This window comes from Dickeya sp. ws52 (assembly GCF_007210685.1).
Lineage (GTDB): Bacteria > Pseudomonadota > Gammaproteobacteria > Enterobacterales > Enterobacteriaceae > Dickeya > Dickeya chrysanthemi.
Window position 1 is genome coordinate 88481 of sequence record NZ_SZVX01000016.1, and the last position, 20945, is coordinate 109425.

17 protein-coding genes and 1 riboswitch are annotated in these 20945 nt (G+C 56.6%); of the genes, 9 read left to right on the forward strand and 8 right to left on the reverse strand.

The genetic code is table 11. The features are described from left to right. Positions 1–244: 244 nt before the first annotated feature. From frdA to blc, 5 genes are all read left to right on the forward strand, one after another. Positions 245–2041, forward strand: coding sequence for a fumarate reductase (quinol) flavoprotein subunit (gene frdA / locus FDP13_RS15760; protein ID WP_143839868.1), 1797 nt, complete (start codon positions 245–247; stop codon positions 2039–2041). Beyond that, the gene (locus FDP13_RS15765) at positions 2034–2768 is read left to right on the forward strand and encodes a succinate dehydrogenase/fumarate reductase iron-sulfur subunit (RefSeq protein WP_012768154.1); all 735 of its coding nucleotides are present in this window, start codon (positions 2034–2036) and stop codon (positions 2766–2768) included. Before frdA ends, FDP13_RS15765 begins: the two co-directional genes overlap by 8 nt. Positions 2769–2780: 12 nt before the next feature. Beyond that, the gene (gene frdC / locus FDP13_RS15770) at positions 2781–3176 is read left to right on the forward strand and encodes a fumarate reductase subunit FrdC (protein ID WP_143839869.1); all 396 of its coding nucleotides are present in this window, start codon (positions 2781–2783) and stop codon (positions 3174–3176) included. A 14-nt stretch (positions 3177–3190) separates the two neighbouring features. Then, entirely contained in the window at positions 3191–3547 is a 357-nt protein-coding gene (gene frdD, locus FDP13_RS15775) for a fumarate reductase subunit FrdD (RefSeq protein WP_012768152.1), read from the forward strand. A 112-nt stretch (positions 3548–3659) separates the two neighbouring features. After that, entirely contained in the window at positions 3660–4199 is a 540-nt protein-coding gene (gene blc / locus FDP13_RS15780) for an outer membrane lipoprotein Blc (protein WP_143839870.1), read from the forward strand. A 140-nt stretch (positions 4200–4339) separates the two neighbouring features. On the opposite strand, the gene FDP13_RS15785 is transcribed toward blc, so the two are convergent. Continuing rightward, entirely contained in the window at positions 4340–4693 is a 354-nt protein-coding gene (locus FDP13_RS15785) for a DMT family protein (protein WP_012768150.1), read from the reverse strand. A gap of 155 nt (positions 4694–4848) precedes the next feature. After that, the gene (efp, locus tag FDP13_RS15790) at positions 4849–5415 is read right to left on the reverse strand and encodes an elongation factor P (RefSeq protein WP_012768149.1); all 567 of its coding nucleotides are present in this window, start codon (positions 5413–5415) and stop codon (positions 4849–4851) included. Between the two features lie 39 nt (positions 5416–5454). Between efp and epmB the strand changes: the two genes are divergently transcribed. Beyond that, complete coding sequence (epmB, locus tag FDP13_RS15795) at positions 5455–6492, forward strand: EF-P beta-lysylation protein EpmB (RefSeq protein WP_012768148.1); 1038 nt, start codon at positions 5455–5457, stop codon at positions 6490–6492. A 51-nt stretch (positions 6493–6543) separates the two neighbouring features. On the opposite strand, the gene FDP13_RS15800 is transcribed toward epmB, so the two are convergent. Beyond that, positions 6544–6888 carry a DUF4156 domain-containing protein gene (locus tag FDP13_RS15800; protein WP_012768147.1) on the reverse strand — a complete coding sequence of 115 codons (345 nt, stop codon included), beginning with the start codon at positions 6886–6888 and terminating at the stop codon, positions 6544–6546. Positions 6889–7175: 287 nt separating this feature from the next. Next, the gene (gene pgi / locus FDP13_RS15805; RefSeq protein WP_033576773.1) at positions 7176–8825 is read right to left on the reverse strand and encodes a glucose-6-phosphate isomerase; all 1650 of its coding nucleotides are present in this window, start codon (positions 8823–8825) and stop codon (positions 7176–7178) included. Positions 8826–9015: 190 nt separating this feature from the next. Beyond that, positions 9016–9213: riboswitch (Lysine riboswitch) on the forward strand. A 118-nt stretch (positions 9214–9331) separates the two neighbouring features. Between pgi and lysC the strand changes: the two genes are divergently transcribed. Next, on the forward strand, positions 9332–10696 hold the full coding sequence (gene lysC / locus FDP13_RS15810) for a lysine-sensitive aspartokinase 3 (RefSeq protein WP_027710775.1): 1365 nt from the start codon (positions 9332–9334) through the stop codon (positions 10694–10696). A gap of 79 nt (positions 10697–10775) precedes the next feature. Here lysC and FDP13_RS15815 read toward each other — a convergent pair whose 3' ends face one another. After that, positions 10776–12422: a Na/Pi cotransporter family protein gene (locus FDP13_RS15815; RefSeq protein ID WP_143839871.1), complete on the reverse strand. Its 1647-nt coding sequence runs from the start codon at positions 12420–12422 to the stop codon at positions 10776–10778. 299 nt (positions 12423–12721) lie between these two features. On the opposite strand from FDP13_RS15815, the gene FDP13_RS15820 reads away from it, so the two are divergent. Further along, the gene (locus FDP13_RS15820; RefSeq protein WP_012768143.1) at positions 12722–14176 is read left to right on the forward strand and encodes a DASS family sodium-coupled anion symporter; all 1455 of its coding nucleotides are present in this window, start codon (positions 12722–12724) and stop codon (positions 14174–14176) included. A 103-nt stretch (positions 14177–14279) separates the two neighbouring features. Here the strand turns inward: FDP13_RS15820 and FDP13_RS15825 are convergent, their stop codons facing one another. The 3 genes from FDP13_RS15825 to metH are packed head-to-tail and all read right to left on the reverse strand — an operon-like array spanning position 14280 to position 19945. Next, entirely contained in the window at positions 14280–14891 is a 612-nt protein-coding gene (locus FDP13_RS15825) for a hypothetical protein (protein ID WP_143839872.1), read from the reverse strand. After that, positions 14860–16224, reverse strand: coding sequence for an AAA family ATPase (locus tag FDP13_RS15830; RefSeq protein ID WP_143839873.1), 1365 nt, complete (start codon positions 16222–16224; stop codon positions 14860–14862). Before FDP13_RS15830 ends, FDP13_RS15825 begins: the two co-directional genes overlap by 32 nt. A 37-nt stretch (positions 16225–16261) precedes the next feature. Continuing rightward, positions 16262–19945: a methionine synthase gene (gene metH, locus FDP13_RS15835; RefSeq protein WP_143839879.1), complete on the reverse strand. Its 3684-nt coding sequence runs from the start codon at positions 19943–19945 to the stop codon at positions 16262–16264. 164 nt (positions 19946–20109) lie between these two features. Here metH and iclR point away from each other — a divergent pair, with 164 nt between their 5' ends. Next, on the forward strand, positions 20110–20940 hold the full coding sequence (iclR, locus tag FDP13_RS15840; protein ID WP_143839880.1) for a glyoxylate bypass operon transcriptional repressor IclR: 831 nt from the start codon (positions 20110–20112) through the stop codon (positions 20938–20940). The last annotated feature ends 5 nt before the right edge of the window (positions 20941–20945 follow it).

Genomic DNA, 20945 nt, shown 5'->3' on the forward strand with positions numbered 1-20945 from the left:
ATATGTCCGTGCAGATATTAAAAAACAGCAAAATACTGGATCACATCAAATTTAAGACATCTTCAAATCGCTATAATCATTCCCATACAAAAAAAGAGTGATTGACTCTCTCTTTATAGGTAGTTCAGATATTTTTCACTCGATTTAATGTCCTGGAAATTAAAGCAGAAAATAAGTGACGACGTTGGATTTCATATTATTTTCTTAATTTAATTTATTTAACTTAAGTAATTGGAGGCGTGCAGTGCAAACCTTTAATGCCGATTTAGCCATTATCGGGGCCGGGGGAGCAGGTTTACGAGCCGCGATTGCTGCGGCGCAAGCAAATCCCCAACTCAAGATTGCGCTGATTTCCAAAGTCTACCCGATGCGTAGCCACACCGTGGCCGCAGAAGGGGGATCGGCGGCGGTCACACAGGATCACGATAGCTTCGATTTCCACTTCCACGACACCGTGGCCGGTGGCGACTGGCTTTGTGAACAGGATGTGGTGGACCACTTCGTGCAGAATTGCCCACGCGAAATGACCCAGCTTGAGCAGTGGGGCTGCCCGTGGAGCCGTAAGCCGGATGGCTCGGTCAACGTGCGCCGTTTCGGCGGGATGAAGATCGAACGCACCTGGTTTGCCGCGGATAAGACCGGTTTCCACATGCTGCACACCCTGTTCCAGACTTCTCTGAAATACCCGCAGATTCAGCGTTTCGACGAGCATTTCGTACTGGATATTCTGGTGGATGACGGGCACGCCCGCGGGGTCGTCGCCATCAACATGATGGAAGGGTCGCTGATTCAGATTCGCGCCAACGCCATTGTGATGGCGACCGGCGGTGCCGGTCGCGTCTATCGCTACAACACCAACGGCGGCATCGTTACCGGCGACGGCATGGGCATGGCCTTCCGTCACGGCGTACCGTTGCGCGACATGGAGTTCGTCCAGTACCACCCCACCGGCCTGCCGGGCTCCGGTATCCTGATGACCGAAGGTTGCCGTGGCGAAGGCGGCATCATGGTCAACAAAGACGGCTACCGCTATCTGCAAGACTACGGCCTCGGACCGGAAACGCCGCTGGGCGAACCGAAAAACAAATACATGGAGCTGGGGCCGCGCGATAAAGTGTCGCAAGCTTTCTGGCACGAATGGCGCGCCGGGCGTACCGTATCCACCCCATTGGGCGACGTGGTCTACCTCGACCTGCGTCATCTGGGCGAGAAGAAACTCAAAGAGCGTCTGCCGTTCATTTGCGAACTGGCGAAAGCCTACGTCGGCGTCGACCCGGTCAAAGAGCCGATTCCGATTCGCCCCACCGCGCACTACACCATGGGCGGCATCGAAACCGACCAGCAGTGTGAAACCCGTATTCAGGGCCTGTTCGCCGTCGGCGAATGTTCGTCCGTTGGTCTGCACGGCGCCAACCGTCTCGGCTCCAACTCGCTGGCGGAACTGGTGGTGTTCGGCCGCGTTGCCGGTGAAAAAGCCGTAGAACGTTCGCAATCAGCAGCACCGGCCAATGCCGGCGCGCTGGATGCGCAAGCGAAAGACGTGGAACAACGCCTGCACGCACTGATGAAGCAGGAAGGGACCGAAAGCTGGGCCAAAATCCGCGACGAAATGGGGCTGTCGATGGAAGAAGGCTGTGGTATCTACCGTACCACCGACCTGATGCAGAAAACCGTCGATAAACTGGCGGAGCTGAAAGAACGCTTCAAACGCGTGAAAATCACCGACCGCTCCAGCGTGTTCAACACCGATCTGCTCTATACCATCGAACTGGGTCACAGCCTGGACGTTGCCGAATGTATGGCGCACTCCGCCATCAACCGCAAAGAGTCACGCGGCGCGCACCAGCGTCTGGATGAAGGCTGCACCGAGCGTGATGACGTCAATTTCCTGAAGCACACGCTGGCGTTCTATAACCCGGAAGGCGCACCTCGCCTGGAATACAGCGATGTGAAGATCACCAAGCTGCCGCCGGCGAAACGTGTTTACGGCGCCGAAGCGGAAGCTCAGGAGAAAAACAAGAAGGAGCAAGCGAATGGCTGATATGAAAACCCTGAAAATGGAAGTCATGCGCTATAACCCGGAGCAGGATAACGCCCCGCACTTCGAAACTTACGACGTGCCCTATACCCGTGAAACCTCGCTGCTGGATGCGCTCGGCTACATCAAGGACAACCTGGCGCCGGACCTGTCTTATCGCTGGTCCTGCCGTATGGCGATTTGCGGTTCCTGCGGCATGATGGTCAACAACGTGCCGAAGCTGGCCTGTAAAACCTTCCTGCGCGACTACACCGGCGGTATGAAGATCGAAGCGCTGGGTAACTTCCCGATCGAACGCGATCTGGTGGTGGACATGACCCACTTCATCGAAAGTCTGGAAGCCATCAAGCCGTATATCATCGGCAACAAACGCACACCGGACCAAGGCCCGAACACACAGACCCCGGCTCAGATGGCGAAATACCATCAGTTCTCCGGTTGCATCAACTGTGGGCTGTGCTATGCCGCCTGCCCGCAGTTCGGCCTGAATCCGGAGTTCATCGGTCCCGCCGCGATTACGCTGGCGCACCGTTACAATCTGGACAATCGCGACCACGGCAAGAAAGAGCGTATGCCGCAACTGAACGGCGACAACGGCGTCTGGTCCTGTACCTTCGTCGGTTACTGCTCTGAAGTGTGTCCGAAGCACGTCGATCCGGCGGCCGCTATCCAGCAAAGCAAGGTGGAAAGCGCCAAAGACTTCATGATCGCCATGCTGAGACCACAATAAGGGAGGCAACAAATGATCACCAAACGTAAAGCGTATGTCCGCGGCATGACGCCCACCTGGTGGCAGAAGCTCGGTTTCTACCGTTTCTATATGCTGCGCGAAGGTACTGCGGTGCCTGCGGTCTGGTTCAGCATCGTGCTGCTGCATGGCGTATTTTCGCTTAAAGCCGGCCCGGAAGGCTGGGGCCAGTTTATCGGCTTCCTGCAAAACCCGCTGGTGCTGCTGCTCAATATCATCGCCCTGCTGGCGGCGGTATTGCATACCAAAACCTGGTTCGATCTGGCGCCTAAAGCCACCATCATCATCGTGAAAGAGGAAAAGATGGGGCCTGAGCCGGTCGTTAAAGCGCTGTGGGCGGCCACTGTGGTCATCACGCTGGCGGTGCTGGCCATCGCCTTGCTGTTCTGAACAGGAGGAATCTCGTGAATAATCAACAACCCAAACGCTCCGACGAACCACCGTTCTGGGGCCTGTTCGGCGCAGGCGGTATGTGGAGCGCAATGTTCGCGCCGGTTATCATCCTGCTGATCGGGGTTCTGCTGCCGCTCGGCATGTTTCCGCAAGCGCTGAGCTACGATCGTATCGCCGCGTTCAGCCACAGCCTGATTGGCCGTGCATTCCTGCTGCTGATGATCGTGCTGCCGCTGTGGTGCGGTCTGCACCGTATCCATCACGCCATGCATGACCTGAAAATCCATGTACCGGCCGGGAAATGGGTGTTTTACGGCTTGGCGGCGATCCTGTCGGTCGTCACTATCATTGGTGTAGTCACGCTGTAAAACAACGCTCATTCATGCTCTACGGCCCGCACTGTGCGGGCCTTTTTTATTGCATCTTCACGCTGCGCTTCCTACCTTTAAACCCAAGATAAACCAACACAGGAAGCTGTAAATGAAGCATTGGCGCGTATTGCTGACCTCATTGATGACCTTGTTCACGACGGCTTGCAGTACCACGCCGCCGCAAGGCGTGCAGGTGGTGGATAACTTCGAGCCTTCCCGCTATATGGGCGCCTGGTATGAAATCGCCCGGCTGGACAACCGCTTCGAGAGAGGTCTGGAGCAGGTCACCGCCACCTACAACCCGCGGGAGGATGGCGGCATCACCGTGGTGAACCGGGGTTTCGACCCGGTGAAACGCGTCTGGCGCGAAAGTATCGGCAAAGGCTACTTTACCGGCTCACCGCAACGCGCCGCACTGAAAGTGTCGTTCTTCGGGCCATTTTACGGCGGCTACAACGTAATTGCGCTGGACAGCGACTATCGTTACGCGTTGGTATGCGGGCCAAACCGCGATTATCTCTGGATTCTGTCTCGGACTCCTGAGCTTCCTGCGCTTGTCAGACAGGCGTTATTGGCGGCGGCGCAGCGCAATGGTTTTCAGACCGACAAATTAATCTGGATTAACACCAACGCGGGTGCAGGGAAATAATTCACTGGGATCAACCCACAGAGAAAATAAATAAAACACCGTTTTGATATTCTTATTTCCCGTCATGACAAGTCAGTCGGTCAGCGTATTTTCAGCCGGTTATTCTACCGGCTGTTTTTACGGGAAATCGTTACAGCAGGTCAGCCCATAATTTTATCGCGGAACATAAAGAACACCGCGCCCAGCAGACACAAGCCGGCCCATATATAGTCCGTGCGGAAAGGTTCTTTGAGAATAATCATCGAGAAAGGAATAAACACCGACAGGCTGATCACTTCCTGCAAGATTTTCAGTTGCCCGGCCGATGCTACCTGATAACCAATACGATTAGCCGGCACTTGCAACAGGTATTCAAACAGCGCAATCCCCCAACTGACCAGCGCCGCCACCATCCAGGTACGGCCACTGAAATAACGAAGATGCCCATACCAGGCAAAGGTCATAAATACATTGCTGAGAGTCAGCATGAATACCGTAATGATGAGTGGGGACATCGCTCTCTCCTTAACCAAGACACGGCATTATTACGTCAGGCGGGAGAAAATACCATCAAGCTTCGTTCAGCGTGTGTGAGAGAATTTTTCAGATGGGATGGTAGCCGTACGGCAGCGCGTAAACCGCCCGACGGGCAGTTTACGCGTCGGGAAGATTACTTCACGCGGGAGACGTATTCGCCGGAGCGGGTGTCAACCTTGATCACTTCGCCAATCTGCACGAACAACGGCACTTTCACCACCGCACCGGTAGACAGGGTGGCCGGCTTGCCGCCAGTACCCGCGGTATCGCCTTTCAGGCCCGGATCGGTTTCGGTGATTTCAGCTTCGATAAAGTTCGGCGGCTGAACGGCGATCGGACGACCGTCCCACAGGGTAACGATACATTCGGCGTTATCCTGCAACCACTTGGCGGAATCACCCACCGTCTTCGCTTCAACCTGATGCTGTTCAAAGGTTTCAGGGTGCATGAAATGGAAGAACTCCCCGTCGTTGTACAGGTAGTTCATGTTGGTATCCATTACGTCAGCGCCTTCTGCCGAATCGGTAGACTTGAAGGTTTTCTCAACGCGGGACCCCGTCAACAGACGACGCATTTTGACACGAGCAAAAGCCTGGCCTTTACCCGGCTTAACAAACTCACTGGATTCGATAGCATAAGGCTCGCCTTCGAACATGATTTTAAGACCGGAACGGAAATCGTTGCTAAAATAAGTCGCCATAATGGCCCTCTACATTGATACTGGTACTTAGCCAAAAAAATGGCACACATTGTAACCCTAAATATACCCTCCCGAGAAGATTGGTTGCAGCAACTCGCCGACGTTATTACCGATCCTGATGAATTGCTGAGACTTCTGGCGCTGGATAACCACCCGCAACTGACCGCCGGACGCGAAGCGCGCAGATTGTTTCCATTGCGGGTGCCGCGAGCCTTTGCCGCCCGAATGCGCCCGGGCGATGCGCGGGATCCGTTGTTATTGCAGGTATTGACCGCACAGGACGAGTTCATCGCCACTCCCGGCTTTAGCCATGATCCGCTGGACGAGCAGCACAGCGTCGTACCTGGGTTACTGCATAAATACCACAATCGTGCTCTGTTGCTGGTGAAAGGCGGCTGTGCGGTTAATTGCCGTTACTGCTTCCGCCGCCATTTTCCCTATCAGGATAATCAGGGCAACAAAGCTAACTGGCGTCAGGCGCTGGATTATATCCGTCAGCATCCGCAGTTGGATGAAATCATCTTTTCCGGCGGTGACCCGTTGATGGCCAAAGATCACGAGCTGGATTGGCTACTGACCGAACTGGAACAGATCCCTCACCTGAAGCGGTTGCGCATTCACACCCGCTTGCCGGTGGTGATCCCTGCGCGTATTACCGCTGAACTCTGCCGGCGGCTGGCGCAGTCACCGCTGCGGGTGGTGCTGGTCACCCACATCAATCACGCCAATGAAATCGATACGGAACTCGCCGACGGCATGGCGCGCCTGCGTCAGGCCGGGGTGACGTTACTCAACCAAAGCGTCTTGCTGCGTGGGGTCAACGATAACGCCAATACGCTGGCGGCGCTCAGCAATGCCTTGTTCGACGCCGGCATTCTGCCCTATTACCTGCATGTGCTGGATAAAGTACAAGGCGCCGCACACTTTTTGGTGCCGGATGATGACGCTCGCACATTGGTCAGGGAACTGATGATGCAGGTATCGGGTTATCTGGTGCCAAGTTTGGCGCGGGAAATCGGCGGCGAGGCCAGCAAAACGCTGCTGGATATCGGTATGCGGCAGCAAAGTCAGGGCTAAAATACCATCAGCGTCATCGGCCTTCGCCAATGACGCTGACTTCGTTCGACATCAGAGGCACTTATAAACCTGACCCTGCATTTTGCTGTCTAACGGCGCGAAACTGGACAGGAACGTCTGACTCGGCGTGCTCGCCCCATAAATCACGTTACCGCCCATCGCCGCCGCTTTATTGCGCAGATCGTTGGCGGCACCGCGCATTGAACTGCCTTCGCTGTTGCCGCCGGACAACCAGTTGGATTGCGTACCGGTCACGCTACCCAATAACTGGCATTGTGCCGACGGTTTAGTGTCGGTAAAACGCACTGCCTGACCAGCCGCACTGAGTTCGTTATTGGTGCTGCACCCTGCCAGTAACGTGACGGCAGCCAATCCCATCAGTATACGAGTCCGCATGTTTCTCTCCGTGATGATCAATACACCGGCCGAACCGGGCTAGCCCGACCCGACAACCGAAAACTTATGCTGAAACAATTCCATGTTACCACCATCAGAATGGCAGTCATTGTTCACGGAACAACTATTTCCGTCGTCATGACGGCGATCACGTCCGCCCACAAATCAACAGGCCCCAAAATCGGGGCCTGTCGTTATAACAATGCGATGTAGTTATCACAACGCGATGTAGTTATAACAATGCGATGTAGTTATAACAATGCGATAGCGTTATGACACGGTTGTTATTACGCGCGCCACTGTTTGAAGCGGTTGATAAGCCCATTGGTGGAGCTGTCATGGCTGCTAACCGCGCTGTCATCCTGCAATTCCGGCAGAATACGGTTAGCCAACTGTTTGCCCAACTCCACGCCCCACTGGTCGAAGGTGAAGATGTTCAGAATGGCGCCCTGAGTAAAGATCTTATGCTCGTAAAGCGCGATCAACGCACCCAGGCTGTACGGCGTGATTTCCCGCAGCAGGATGGAGTTGGTCGGGCGATTGCCTTCGAATACTTTGAACGGCGCCACGTGCTCGACATCTTTGGCTGATTTACCGGCCGCCGCGAACTCGGCTTCCACCACCTCGCGGGATTTACCGAACGCCAGCGCCTCAGTCTGCGCGAAAAAGTTCGACAGCAACTTGCTGTGGTGGTCGCTCAGCGGGTTGTGGGTCATCGCCGGTGCAATGAAGTCGCACGGCACCAGTTTGGTCCCCTGATGGATCAACTGATAGAACGCATGTTGGCCGTTGGTGCCCGGTTCGCCCCAGATGATCGGGCCGGTCTGGTAATCCACCGGATTGCCGTTACGGTCAACGTACTTACCGTTAGATTCCATGTTGCCTTGCTGGAAGTAAGCCGCAAAGCGGTGCATGTACTGGTCGTACGGCAGAATCGCTTCAGTTTCCGCACCAAAAAAGTTGTTGTACCAAATGCCGATCAGCGCCAGCAGCACCGGCAGGTTTTTCTCAGCCGGGGTGGTGGCGAAATGCTGGTCCATGGCGTGCGCGCCGCTCAGCAACTGCTCGAAATTATCGAAACCGACCGACAACACAATCGACAAGCCGATAGCCGACCACAGCGAGTAACGGCCGCCGACCCAGTCCCAGAATTCAAACATGTTGTCGGTGTCGATACCGAATTCGCCAACGGCCTTGGCATTGGTAGACAGCGCCGCAAAGTGTTTGGCGACGTGTTTTTCATCACCGGCCGCCTTCAGGAACCAGTCACGCGCGCTGTGGGCGTTGGTCATGGTTTCCTGGGTGGTAAACGTCTTGGAAGCGACCAGGAACAGCGTGGTCTCCGGGTTGACGCGCTTTAATATTTCAGCGATGTGGGTGCCGTCAACGTTGGATACGAAGTGCATAGTCAGATGGTTTTTATACGGACGCAGCGCTTCCGTCACCATGTACGGCCCCAGATCGGACCCGCCGATACCGATGTTCACCACGTCGGTAATCGCCTTGCCGGTATAGCCTTTCCACTCGCCGCCAATCACGCGTTCGCTGAACTGCTTCATCTTTTGCAGCACCGCGTTCACGTCCGGCATCACATCGTTGCCGTCAACCACAATCGGCGTATTGCTGCGGTTGCGCAACGCGACATGCAACACGGCGCGATCTTCTGTGCGGTTAATCTTCTCGCCGGAAAACATCGACTGGATGGCAGCGGACAGATCGGTTTCACGCGCCAGCGCCTGCAGTTTTTCCAACGTCTCGGCGGTGATGCGGTTTTTGGAGTAATCCACCAGCATCAGATCGCCGAACGTGGCGGAAAAATGCGAGAAACGCTCGGGGTCCTGCGCGAACAGGTCGCTGATCTGCACCTCTTTCATCGCAGCGAAATGCTGCTGCAATGCCTGCCAGGCGGCGGTCTGCGTCGGGTTGATATTTTTCATTACACTACTCTTTGGTTTGAGAACAAGTCGGTCGCCGGGCAGCAAATCCCGCCCGTTTTTTCCCGATTGTATCCCTTAACGCCGTGCTGGGAAGCCCTTTTCTTGCGAAATGCCGCGTGCCGGTCCAATGTTGATTGACAGCCGCCGCGTTACCCGCTATTTGTAAAAGCCTACTTGCGCACGCGTTGCGCAAGCCAGAAGAGGAGCGCCGCCCAGGCAAGGTATCGGAGGAACCGTATCCGATGACGATACCGGAGGGGGAGCGGCGCCGAGGCAGACGTAACCTACGGTATTTACGCTGTCGACTGCAGGGGCTGAATCCCCTGGGTTGTCACCCGCATCGCTCCGCAAGGCGGAACGATCAGCAAGGTGGAGCGCTTCTGGGTGTGCCGTAGCCAGTTCCTACGCCTGCCCCCTGTTTACCGCTCTTCCCTTGTGCCAAGGCTTAACGATGGAATGCTGTTATCGATAACGACGATGACGCCCCTGACACGAGGTTTTTTTGAATGTCTGCTAACACGAATAACTCACTGATTATCGCCAAATTCGGCGGCACCAGCGTCGCGGATTTCGACGCCATGAACCGTAGCGCCGACATCGTACTGTCGGATTCTCAGGTACGGGTGGTGGTGTTGTCCGCCTCCGCCGGCGTCACCAACCTGCTGGTCGCGCTGGCTGAAGGTTTGCCGCCGGACGAGCGCGCGGCGCAACTGGAAAAACTGCGTCAGATTCAATACGCCATCATCAATCGCCTCAACCAGCCTGCCGTTATCCGCGAGGAAATTGAACGTATGCTGGAAAACGTAGCCCGCCTGTCGGAAGCGGCGGCGCTGGCGACGTCCAACGCGCTGACCGACGAGCTGGTCAGCCACGGCGAACTGATGTCCACCCTGCTGTTTGTGGAAATCCTGCGCGAGCGCAACGTCGCCGCGGAATGGTTCGATGTACGTAAAATCATGCGTACCAACGATCGTTTCGGCCGGGCCGAACCGGATTGCGACATGCTGGGCGAACTGACCCGCAGCCAACTGGCGCCGCGTCTGGCGCAGGGTCTGGTCATTACCCAGGGCTTTATCGGCAGCGAAGCCAAAGGCCGCACCACCACGCTGGGCCGCGGCGGCAGCGACTACACCGCCGCGCTGCTGGGCGAAGCGCTGAACGTCGGCCGCATCGACATCTGGACTGACGTACCCGGTATCTACACCACCGACCCGCGCGTGGTGCCGTCTGCCCACCGTATCGACCAGATTACCTTCGAAGAAGCCGCCGAAATGGCGACCTTCGGCGCCAAAGTGCTGCACCCGGCGACCTTGCTGCCGGCCGTACGCAGCGATATCCCGGTATTTGTCGGCTCCAGCAAAGACCCGGCGGCGGGCGGTACGCTGGTGTGCAACAACACCGAGAACCCGCCGCTGTTCCGCGCGCTGGCGCTGCGTCGCAAACAGACGCTGCTGACCCTGCACAGCCTCAACATGCTGCACGCGCGCGGTTTCCTGGCGGAAGTGTTCAGTATTCTGGCCCGCCACAACATCTCGGTGGATTTGATCACCACTTCCGAGGTTAACGTAGCGCTGACGCTGGATACCACCGGCTCCACCTCGACCGGCGACAGCCTGCTGTCCAGCGCGCTGCTGACCGAACTGTCTTCGCTATGCCGGGTGGAAGTGGAAGAGAATATGTCGCTGGTGGCGCTGATCGGCAACAAGCTGTCGCAAGCCTGCGGCGTCGGCAAAGAGGTGTTCGGCGTGCTGGAGCCCTTTAACATTCGTCTTATCTGTTATGGCGCCAGCAGTCATAACCTGTGCTTCCTGGTGCCGTCCAGCGATGCGGAACAGGTAGTACAGACGCTGCACCACAACCTGTTTGAATAAGCCTTAGGTTGCCGTAGCGACAAAAAAACCGAAATCCGTGCAGGGTTTCGGTTTTTTTTAGCTTTGCCGTTATCAGGCGCTACGCCGACGCAGAGGACTCTTCCCGCCCTTCGTCCTCGTCTTCCGTCATCATCAGCACGTTGTAAGCCACCGCGCAGAACAACGAATTCAGCCGGTTCATATCCCCCAACAAACCAAGGTGCAGCGAGCTGGTTTCCAGGCTCTGGATGTTCTGCTGGTGCAATCGGTCAACATGCGCATGGGAATAACGACGGTTCAGAATACGGAAACGGTGTTTAGCGCGACGCAGGCGTCTGGCGCTGGTGATATCCGCCGAGAGGAACACCGACATCCCCAATCGCAGGTTGTTCATCAGTTGTTCGTACAAGGTATTGAGTTCGTCCCGTCCGGCGGTCGAAAAACCGCGCAACCCATCCGGCGCATGGGCATCCAGATCGCAGACCACCCGCTCAATAATATCACCGGCCTGTTCCAGATTGAGCGCCATTTCAATCACTTCCGCCCAACGCCGTGAATCCCGCTCATGCAATCCGGCCTTTTCTATCTGCGCCAGATAGAGCTTGATGGCGTTGTAGAGCACATCCACGTCGTCATCCAGTTTGCGGATTTCACGCGCCTGCTGGTTGTTGCCCTGCAGCGTATCCTGAAACATTTTCAGCATCTGTTCGATCACATCGCCAATGCGCAGCGTTTCCCGCGCCGCGTTAGCCAGCGCCAGCGTCGGCGTATCCAACGCGCTGATATCCAGATGACGAGGACGCAACCGAGGGTCGAGATCCGGTTCAACCCGCACCAGATTGCTGCACAACTCCGCCATCCGCTCGGCAAAGGGCAACAACAGCAGACAACGCGCCAGGTTGTAAAACAGGTGGAAATAAATCACACGTTCCGCATCCGGCAAGGGCACCGTTTCTATCAAATCGGCCAGATAACCGATGGCCGGCAACACCGGCAGGCTGCCGATCAGTTTGAAGAACATGCTTCCCAGCGCTACCTGTCGCGCCGCCGGCCCCTGCGCACTGGCATTCGCCAGCGCCAGAATGCCGCTGCCCAAATTCGCGCCGATCACCAGACACAGCGCCGCATCCAGCGAAATCACATGACTGGCCGTCAGCGTGGCGGTTAATAGCACCGCAGCCAGGCTGGAGTAACTCACAATGGCGAATATCGCGCCAACCAACGCATCCAGCATCACATCGCCGGTCAGCGAGGAAAACACCACCTTCACCCCGGCGGTCTGGGTGATCGGCGTTGCCGCCTGCACAATCAACTCCAGCGCCAGCAGAATCAATCCCAACCCGATGGCAACACGCCCTAACTGGCCGGCGCGCGTCTGCTTACGGCTGAGGAAAAACACCACGCCAAGGAAAATCAGCAATGGCGACAGCCAACTGAGATCAAACGTCAGCACCCGCACCATCAACGCGGTGCCGACATCCGCTCCCAGAATAATCACCAACGCCGGCGCCAGCGCAATCAACCCTTGCGAGACAAAAGAGATAGCGAGCAGCGCGGTGGCGTTGCTGCTCTGCACCAGCGCAGTCACACCGATGCCGGCGAGAAAAGCCAGCGGCTTACGGCTTACGCTATCGCTGATGGTACGGCGCAAACGGGCGCCGTATACCCGCATAATCCCGGTACGAACAATATGCGTCCCCCAGACCAGCAGCGCGATGGCAGACAGCAAGTTCAACAGCGTCAACACAGAACCGGGCCTCCTTCAGTTAAAACCATTACGATAAAAAATGGGCTTCCTGCCCCACAACCAAGTGAACGCCCTAACTTGCGTCCGGCCTTGAGTCTGACATCTTACCGATATCTTATCTGTTCTTATGTGGATTGACGGGCGTAAATAAGCGTAAATTTTTTAAAATCACGGCCTAAATCAAGAACAGAGCGTATTTCCCGCACGCCGTGAATTTCTGGCGTTATGCTTCGTCCATCAGCCGCTTCGCCCGACACCGGCGACGGCATCCGCTTCAGACCTGAGCCAAGGAAATACGGATGAAGACTAAAACCGCATATGGCCTGAACTGGCTGGCACTGATCGTCATTGTGATTGTGGCTGCCTTCTTCTGGCAACTGACGCCCCCCAGCGGGCTGAAACCCGCCGCCTGGCATTCTGCCGTACTGTTTGTCGCCACGATTGTCAGCATTGTGGCGAATGTATTGCCGATCGGCGCCATCGGCATCATCAGTATTACCTTGTTCGCGCTGACTTACGCAGCCGGCGATACCAGCGCCAGCGCTTCCATTCAAACCGCATTGAGCGACTTAAACAGTTCGCTGATTTGGTTGATTGTGGTGGCGTTCATGATTGCCCGTGGTTTTATCAAAACCGGTCTGGGCCGTCGTATCGCTTTGCAGATGATCCGCCTGTTAGGCAAACGCACGCTTGGGCTGGCTTACGGCCTGGCGTTCGCCGACCTTGTGCTGTCGCCCGCCATGCCCAGCAACACCGCCCGTTGCGGCGGGGTAATTTATCCGATTGCCGACTCGCTGGCCCGCAGCTTCGATTCCAGACCGGATGACGCCTCCCGCAGCAAGATCGGTACTTTTCTGGTGACCTGTATCGGCAACGTTAACGATGTCACCGCCGCGCTGTTCATGACCGGTTATACCGGTAACTTGCTGGCGGTGAAACTGGCGGCCAACGCCGGCGTCACCATTACCTGGGGGAGTTGGTTTGTCGCGGCTATCGTTCCCTGCGTGATTTCTCTGTTGCTGGTGCCGCTGTGCGTCTATGTGCTGGCGAAACCGGAAATCCGCCATACGCCGGACGCGCCGAAACTGGCGGTCAGCGAACTGGAAAAAATGGGAAGCATGTCGCGCGGCGAGTGGCTGATGGCCGCCACCGTGGTGATTCTGCTGGTGCTGTGGATTTTCGGCGATCTGCTGGGCGTCGACGCGACTACCGCCTCGTTTGTCGGCCTCTCCTTCCTGCTGCTGACCGGCGTATTAAGCTGGGAAGATATCAAGAGCGAGAAAGGTGCGTGGGATACGCTAATCTGGTTCGCCGCGCTGCTGATGATGGCCAACCAGTTGAAAAAACTGGGCTTCACCACCTGGTTTGGCGACCTGATCGGCAACAGTATCGGTCACCTGATGCAAGACACCAGTTGGGTGCTGGTGCTGCTGTTGCTCAACGCCGCCTACTTCTATACCCACTATTTCTTCGCCAGCGGCAACGCCCAGATCGCGGCGCTGTACGCGGTGTTCCTCGGCGTAGGCATTAACCTGCACATCCCGGCGGCGCCGATGGCGCTGATGCTGGCGTTCACCAGTAGTCTGTACTGCTCGCTGACGCAGTACACCCACGCCCGCGGCCCGATTCTGTTCGGTGCCGGTTACGTGCCTACCGCCGTCTGGTGGCGCACCGGCTTTGTCATCAGCTTGATCAATCAGGCGATCTTCATGTCCGTTGGCTTGCTGTGGTGGAAAACCATCGGCCTTTATTGAGCCGATTGAGCATCAGAAAAACCAAACAGAACAGGCCGGGCAATCCGGCCTGTTCTGTTTTAGCTTCTAATGAATCGAAACGTATATGACAGGCTGTCTATGATTAACGAGTCAGCCCCTGCCGTACAATTTCTGCGTATACAAAAGGAGAATGTTTTTCCAGATGACGAAGCGAGCAATCTTCTAAGCAATAATCGGTAAAATGGCGTATTCGCATTCTACGATGCTCTGGGCTATCCAGTTGTAACCGGGATATTGTTGACTCTGCCTGCGTGGCATACAGCGAACCCTGGGGGTACTTCGCATAGTTGGGGATAATCTCACCTGATACGAAATTAATCACAAAGGTATCCGGCTGCAAACTGATCGGATCCAAAACGTCGTCAAAGTCATTCTTGTTGCGATTGGGACCCAATGAACTTAGGCGATAATTGTTCCATTCATAGGCGTCACCCGCATTATGGGATTTAGCGACAAAATGGTCGGTAGACGATGCGCCTGTCACCCACTCAAAATAAATCGCCAGATAGGCGCAGACACCACCATAAGATTCCCAAAGCGAATAATTGCTGTGCGCCCAATAGTTCGGTAATTTCGACGCATTCGGCGGTGGCGCGCTAAGAGCAATACCCTTTTTACTCAACCAGTTATGTCCTTTCTGACGCACCTCGGCATCGAAATCATCAGGCTCCGCCTGTAACACCACCGGAATCATCTTTGCGTCCTTTTTTTATCTTCTTATTATTTGGTTCCAGGTTTGCTTTTTTTCCACGGATAAACCGCCAGCGAAACAGGAACTCATCTTTCACATCGAGAGCCGCCAGCAACTGCTGATACATCGCGTCCAGCTCCTTTTCCGATGCATCCGGCTTATTCAGCAGCTTTGCCGCGTCCTCAACCAGTCGCTCATACTCCAGCGGTCTGCCGCTTTTTAAATCGAACGCCTCGCTGGTCAGCCAGTTGGTCACGTCACCGTGTTTCTCGAATTCACGCCGTTCCAGCACCACCGCACCATTTAGAAAATTCAGATCAAACCAGGCATCTTGTGTACCATCAAATAATGGCTCTACCGAGGTCATCACCAGTGGGGAATGCGTGGTCGTGATCAACTGCACCTGTGCTTTGGCGTTCAGTTTCCCCATCACCTTCAGCAAAGCGGGAACAATACTGCGCTGCCAACTGGGATGAAGATGAGACTCAACCTCATCAATCAGAAACGTAATCTGAGGCGTCACCGCTTCACCCAGATGTTTAGCCGCTTGCTGATGCTCCTCCCAGGCCCATACCAGAAAGTAGGCCAACGCCAGAATACGCCGCATTCCCGAAGAAGCATGGAGCACAGGCACATCTTTTTGGTAAGGCATACGGAGAGTCGGAATTTCACGCACATCATCCAGACTGATGCGGGTCAGTTCCCCCAGCGAGAACACTTCGGTTGCCGACGGGGAAAGCACTTTCAGCACGGCATTAAGATGTTTGAACGCCGCCCCCTTCCCTTGTTGCCAACTGGCAATATCACGGATCAACCCGTTGCAGAGCCAGGAACGTTCGTCACCCGGCAAACCATCCCACACCTCAGTCGGGTTTAACACATAGGCAGGAACACGCTCCTGCACATCAATGCCATCCTGCGTGCGCCAGTAGTTACGGTGCGGGTCCCACACGGCAAAGCTGCCATCCGCCATCGCATACAGCACCAGTCCAGGGTTGCTCGGCCGACCGGCACGGCCAGTCCAGCTTTGATCACGCCGCGCATAGGTACTCTCGTAATGACTTTCATAGCGTTCAGTCTTGACCTTACCGGCAAATGAAAAAGCAATGCTTGCCTCTTCACCTGCCAAGCCGAACGCAGGGAGCGCTTTTCTGCCTGCGGCCAGTTTAGGATTCACCTCTGCGGGCCATCGGCGAGTCAACGCCCACCAAATAATATCCAGTAAAAAACTCTTTCCCAGACCATTATCGCCAGTTAACAGGTTGAGCCGATTACCAAATGTGAGATGCATGGTACTGGCGGGGCCAACATTGGCAAGGCTAAGTTCATGGATCATCTCACCACCTTATTCCGTTTCATGAATAACGTTTATATCAGTCTGCATCATATCCCAGATTCGGCGCCAGCCAGCGCTCTATCTCCTCTACCGGCATCTGCTTGCGAACCGCGTAGTCTTCCACCTGGTCGCGCTGGATTTGCGCCACGGCGAAATACTTGCTGTCCGGATGACTGAAGTACCAGCCGGACACCGACGCACCCGGCCACATCGCGTAAGACTCGGTGAGTTTCATGCCGACGGTGTTGTCCACATCCAGCAGTTGCCAGATGGCCGCTTTCTCGGTGTGGTCCGGACAAGCCGGGTAACCCGGCGCCGGGCGAATACCCTGATAATTTTCGCGGATCAGCTCGTCGTTGCCGAGGTTCTCGTTCGGCGCATACCCCCAGTAGACCTTGCGCACCCGCTCGTGCAGGTACTCGGCGAACGCTTCCGCCAGCCGGTCCGCCAGCGCTTTGAGCATGATCTTGTTGTAGTCGTCGTGCTGCGCTTCCCATTGCGCCGCCAGCGCATCTTCTTCCAGGCCGCCGGTTACCGCGAACGCACCGAGGTAATCCGGCTTGCCGCTGGCTTTCGGCGCCACCACATCCGCCAGACAGTAGTTGGGAAAATCGGTCTTTTCGGTTTGCTGGCGCAGATGATGGCTGACGGTCAGCACCTCGGTGCGGCGCTCGTCGGTATAGATTTCGACGTCATCCCCCACCCGGTTGGCCGGGAACAGCCCCACCACCCCGCGCGGATTCAGCGTACCGCTGGCCGACAGGGTATCCAGCATGGCGTTAGCATCGGCAAACAGCCGTTTGGCCTCTTCGCCCACCACCTCGTCTTCCAGAATGTTGGGGTATTTGCCCGCCAGCGACCAGGTCATAAAGAACGGCGTCCAGTCGATATAATTGCGCAGCGTCTCAATACTGGCGGTAACCGGCTGAACGCCGAGACGATGCGCCACCGGCGGCGTATAGCTTTCCCAGTCGATCGGCATCGCGTTATCGCGCGCCACGCCCAACGACACCGGCGGCGTGCGCGGTTTTTTACGGCCGTGCTGGATGCGCACCGTTTCATACTCTTTGCGGATACGCGCCACAAAGTCGTCGCGTTGCGTATCCGAGAGCAGCGCCGACACCACGCCCACCGAGCGCGATGCATTCTGCACGTATACCGTCGGGCCGCTGTAATTCTGCTCGATCTTCACCGCAGTGTGCGCTTTCGAGGTGGTGGCCCCGCCAATCAGCAGCGGCAACGTAAAGCCCTGGCGCTCCATCTCTTTGGCAACGTTGACCATTTCATCCAGCGACGGGGTAATCAACCCCGACAGGCCGATGATATCGACCTTCTCTTCGCGGGCAGTCTTGAGGATCTTGTCGGTCGGCACCATCACGCCCAAATCAATAATTTCGTAGTTGTTGCACTGCAACACCACGCCGACGATGTTTTTACCGATGTCGTGTACGTCGCCCTTCACCGTCGCCAGCAGAATCTTGCCGGCGCTGGAGCCCTGGTCTTTGCTGGCCTGAATGAACGGTTCCAGATACGCCACCGCCTGCTTCATCACCCGCGCCGACTTCACCACCTGCGGCAGGAACATCTTACCGGCGCCGAACAGGTCGCCGACCACGTTCATGCCGTCCATCAACGGCCCTTCGATCACCTCAATCGGGCGCGCCGATGCCGCTCGCGCCTCTTCGGTATCCTGCTCGATAAATTCGGTAATGCCTTTAACCAGCGCGTATTCCAGCCGTTTTCTCACTGGCCAGCCGCGCCATTCCGCCGCACCTTTGTTGCTGTCGTCGTCGGATTTACTGCCCCGGTATTTCTCGGCAATCTCCAGCATCCGTTCGGTGCCGTCGTCACGCCGGTTGAGAATCACGTCTTCCACCGCGTCACGCAGTTCGGCGGGCAAATCGTCGTAGATTGCCAACTGGCCGGCGTTGACGATGCCCATGTCCATGCCGTTGCGAATAGCGTAATACAGGAATACGGCATGAATCGCTTCGCGCACCGGCTCGTTGCCGCGAAACGAGAACGACACGTTAGACACGCCGCCGGAAATCAGCGCGTGCGGCAGTTGGGCTTTGATGTCGGCGCAGGCCTCGATAAAGTCCACCGCATAGTTGTTGTGTTCATCAATGCCGGTAGCGACGGCAAAAATGTTCGGGTCGAAAATGATGTCTTCCGGCGGAAAACCGACCTCTTCGGTCAGTATGTGGTAGGCGCGGCGGCAAATCTCAATCTTGCGCGCGCGGGTATCCGCCTGCCCCACTTCGTCAAACGCCATCACCACCACCGCGGCGCCGTAGCGCCGCACCAGCCGGGCATGATGCACAAAGGCGTCTACGCCTTCTTTCATCGAAATCGAGTTGACGATGCCTTTGCCCTGAATGCATTTCAGCCCGGCTTCCACCACGTCCCACTTGGAGGAGTCGATCATGATCGGCACACGGGCGATATCCGGCTCGCCGGCGATCAAATTAAGGAAACGCACCATCGCCGCTTCCGCGTTGAGCATACCCTCGTCCATGTTGATGTCGATGATTTGTGCGCCGCTTTCCACCTGCTGGCGCGCCACGTCCAGCGCTTCGTTGTACTTTTCTTCTTTGATCAGGCGTTTGAATTTAGCGGAACCGGTGACGTTGGTGCGTTCGCCGACGTTAACGAATAGCGTGTCGTCACCGATGTTCAGCGGCTCCAGCCCAGACAAGCGGCAGGCTACCGGCAACGTCGGCAGGGCACGCGGCGCGACACCCTCAACGGCGTTGACCATCGCGGCGATGTGTTCAGGCGTGGTGCCGCAACACCCGCCGATAATATTCAGGAAACCGGATTGCGCCCATTCGCCGATCTGACGCGCCATTTCGTCCGCATCCAGATCGTATTCGCCGAAAGCATTCGGCAAGCCGGCGTTGGGGTGAGCGGTGACATAGCATTCGGCAATGCGCGACAGCTCCGCCACATACTGGCGCAACTCATCCGGCCCCAGTGCACAGTTCAGGCCGAACGACAGCGGCCGGGCATGGCGCAGCGAATTGTAAAACGCTTCGGTGGTCTGCCCGGACAGGGTGCGGCCGGAGGCGTCGGTAATAGTACCGGAGAGCATCACCGGCAGCGTGACGCCCAGCGCCTCGAATTCGGTTTCTACCGCAAAAATGGCGGCTTTAGCGTTCAGGGTGTCAAAGATGGTTTCGATCAGGATGATGTCAACGCCGCCTTCAACCAGCGCACGGGTCGATTCACGGTAGGCATCCACCAGTTGGTCGAAACTGACATTACGGTAGGCCGGGTCATTCACGTCCGGTGAGATAGACGCGGTGCGGTTAGTCGGCCCCAGCACCCCGGCGACATAGCGCGGGCGATCCGGCGTACGTGCCGTCCACTCATCGGCGCAGGCACGCGCCAGCCGGGCGGCGACGGTATTGATTTCCGCCGACAGCGCTTCCATCTCGTAGTCGGCCATCGCGATGCGGGTGGCGTTGAAGGTGTTGGTTTCCAGAATATCCGCGCCCGCCGCCAGATAATCGTGATGAATGGCGGTGATGACTTCCGGCTTACTCAGCACCAGCAGGTCGTTATTGCCTTTCAGGTCGCAGTGCCAGTCGGCAAAGCGCTCGCCGCGGTAATCCTCTTCCTGCAAACGGTAACTCTGGATCATGGTGCCCATGCCGCCGTCCAGGACCATAATGCGCTGCGCCAGTTGCTGTTGTAATGCCTGTAGCCGATTTGCCATCATCTTATTCTCGTTATCACCCTCGTCTGTGCGAATCCTTATCCTAGCACAAGAGTGCGTTGCGCCAGCGCAGCTCGCGGTTGATAAAACAGCCTGATAAGACGGTTGCATTCTGCGCTAAAAAAACGAAAATCGATTCCATGATATGAAAAAGGAAACCGATGATGACGCCTCCCGAACCCGCTAAACGCGGCAAAAAACCTCGCGCTGCCGCCGCCAGCCCTACGCAACCGCCCGGACAGGTGCAGTCGCTGACCCGCGGGCTGACCTTGCTGGAATACATCGCTAAGGCCAACGGCAGCATCGCGCTGACCGACCTGGCCCAGCAGGCGGGTTTGCCCAACTCCACCACCCACCGGCTGTTGACCACCATGCAGCAGCAAGGCTTTGTACGTCAGGTCGGTGATTTGGGATTATGGACCATCGGCACCCATGCGTTTATTGTCGGCAGCAGCTTTCTGCAAAGCCGCAATCTGCTCAGCCTGGTACACCCGATGCTGCGCCAGTTGATGGAGAGTTCCGGTGAGACGGTGAATCTGGCGGTGCTGGACCAAACCGACTATCAGGCCATCATTATCGATCAGGTGCAGTGTACGGCGCTGATGCGGATGTCGGCGCCGATCGGCGGCAAACTGCCGATGCACGCATCCGGCGCTGGCAAAGCGTTCCTCGCCATGCTGCCGGACGAGAAAGTCACCCAGTTGCTGCACCGCAAAGGGCTGCATAGCTACACCCCACAGACCCTGAGCGCCCAGACGCTGAAAGAAAATCTGACGGCCATTCGCCGTCAGGGTTACGCGCTGGACGATGAGGAGCACGCGCTAGGCTTGCGTTGTGTCGCCGCCTGCATTCTGGACGAGCACCACGAAGCGTTTGCCGCCATCTCCATCTCCGGGCCGATATCCCGCATCACCGATAATCGCATCACCGAACTGGGGGCGCTGGTGATTAAGGCGGCGAAAGAGATCACCTACCAGTACGGCGGCGCGCGCTAAGCGGT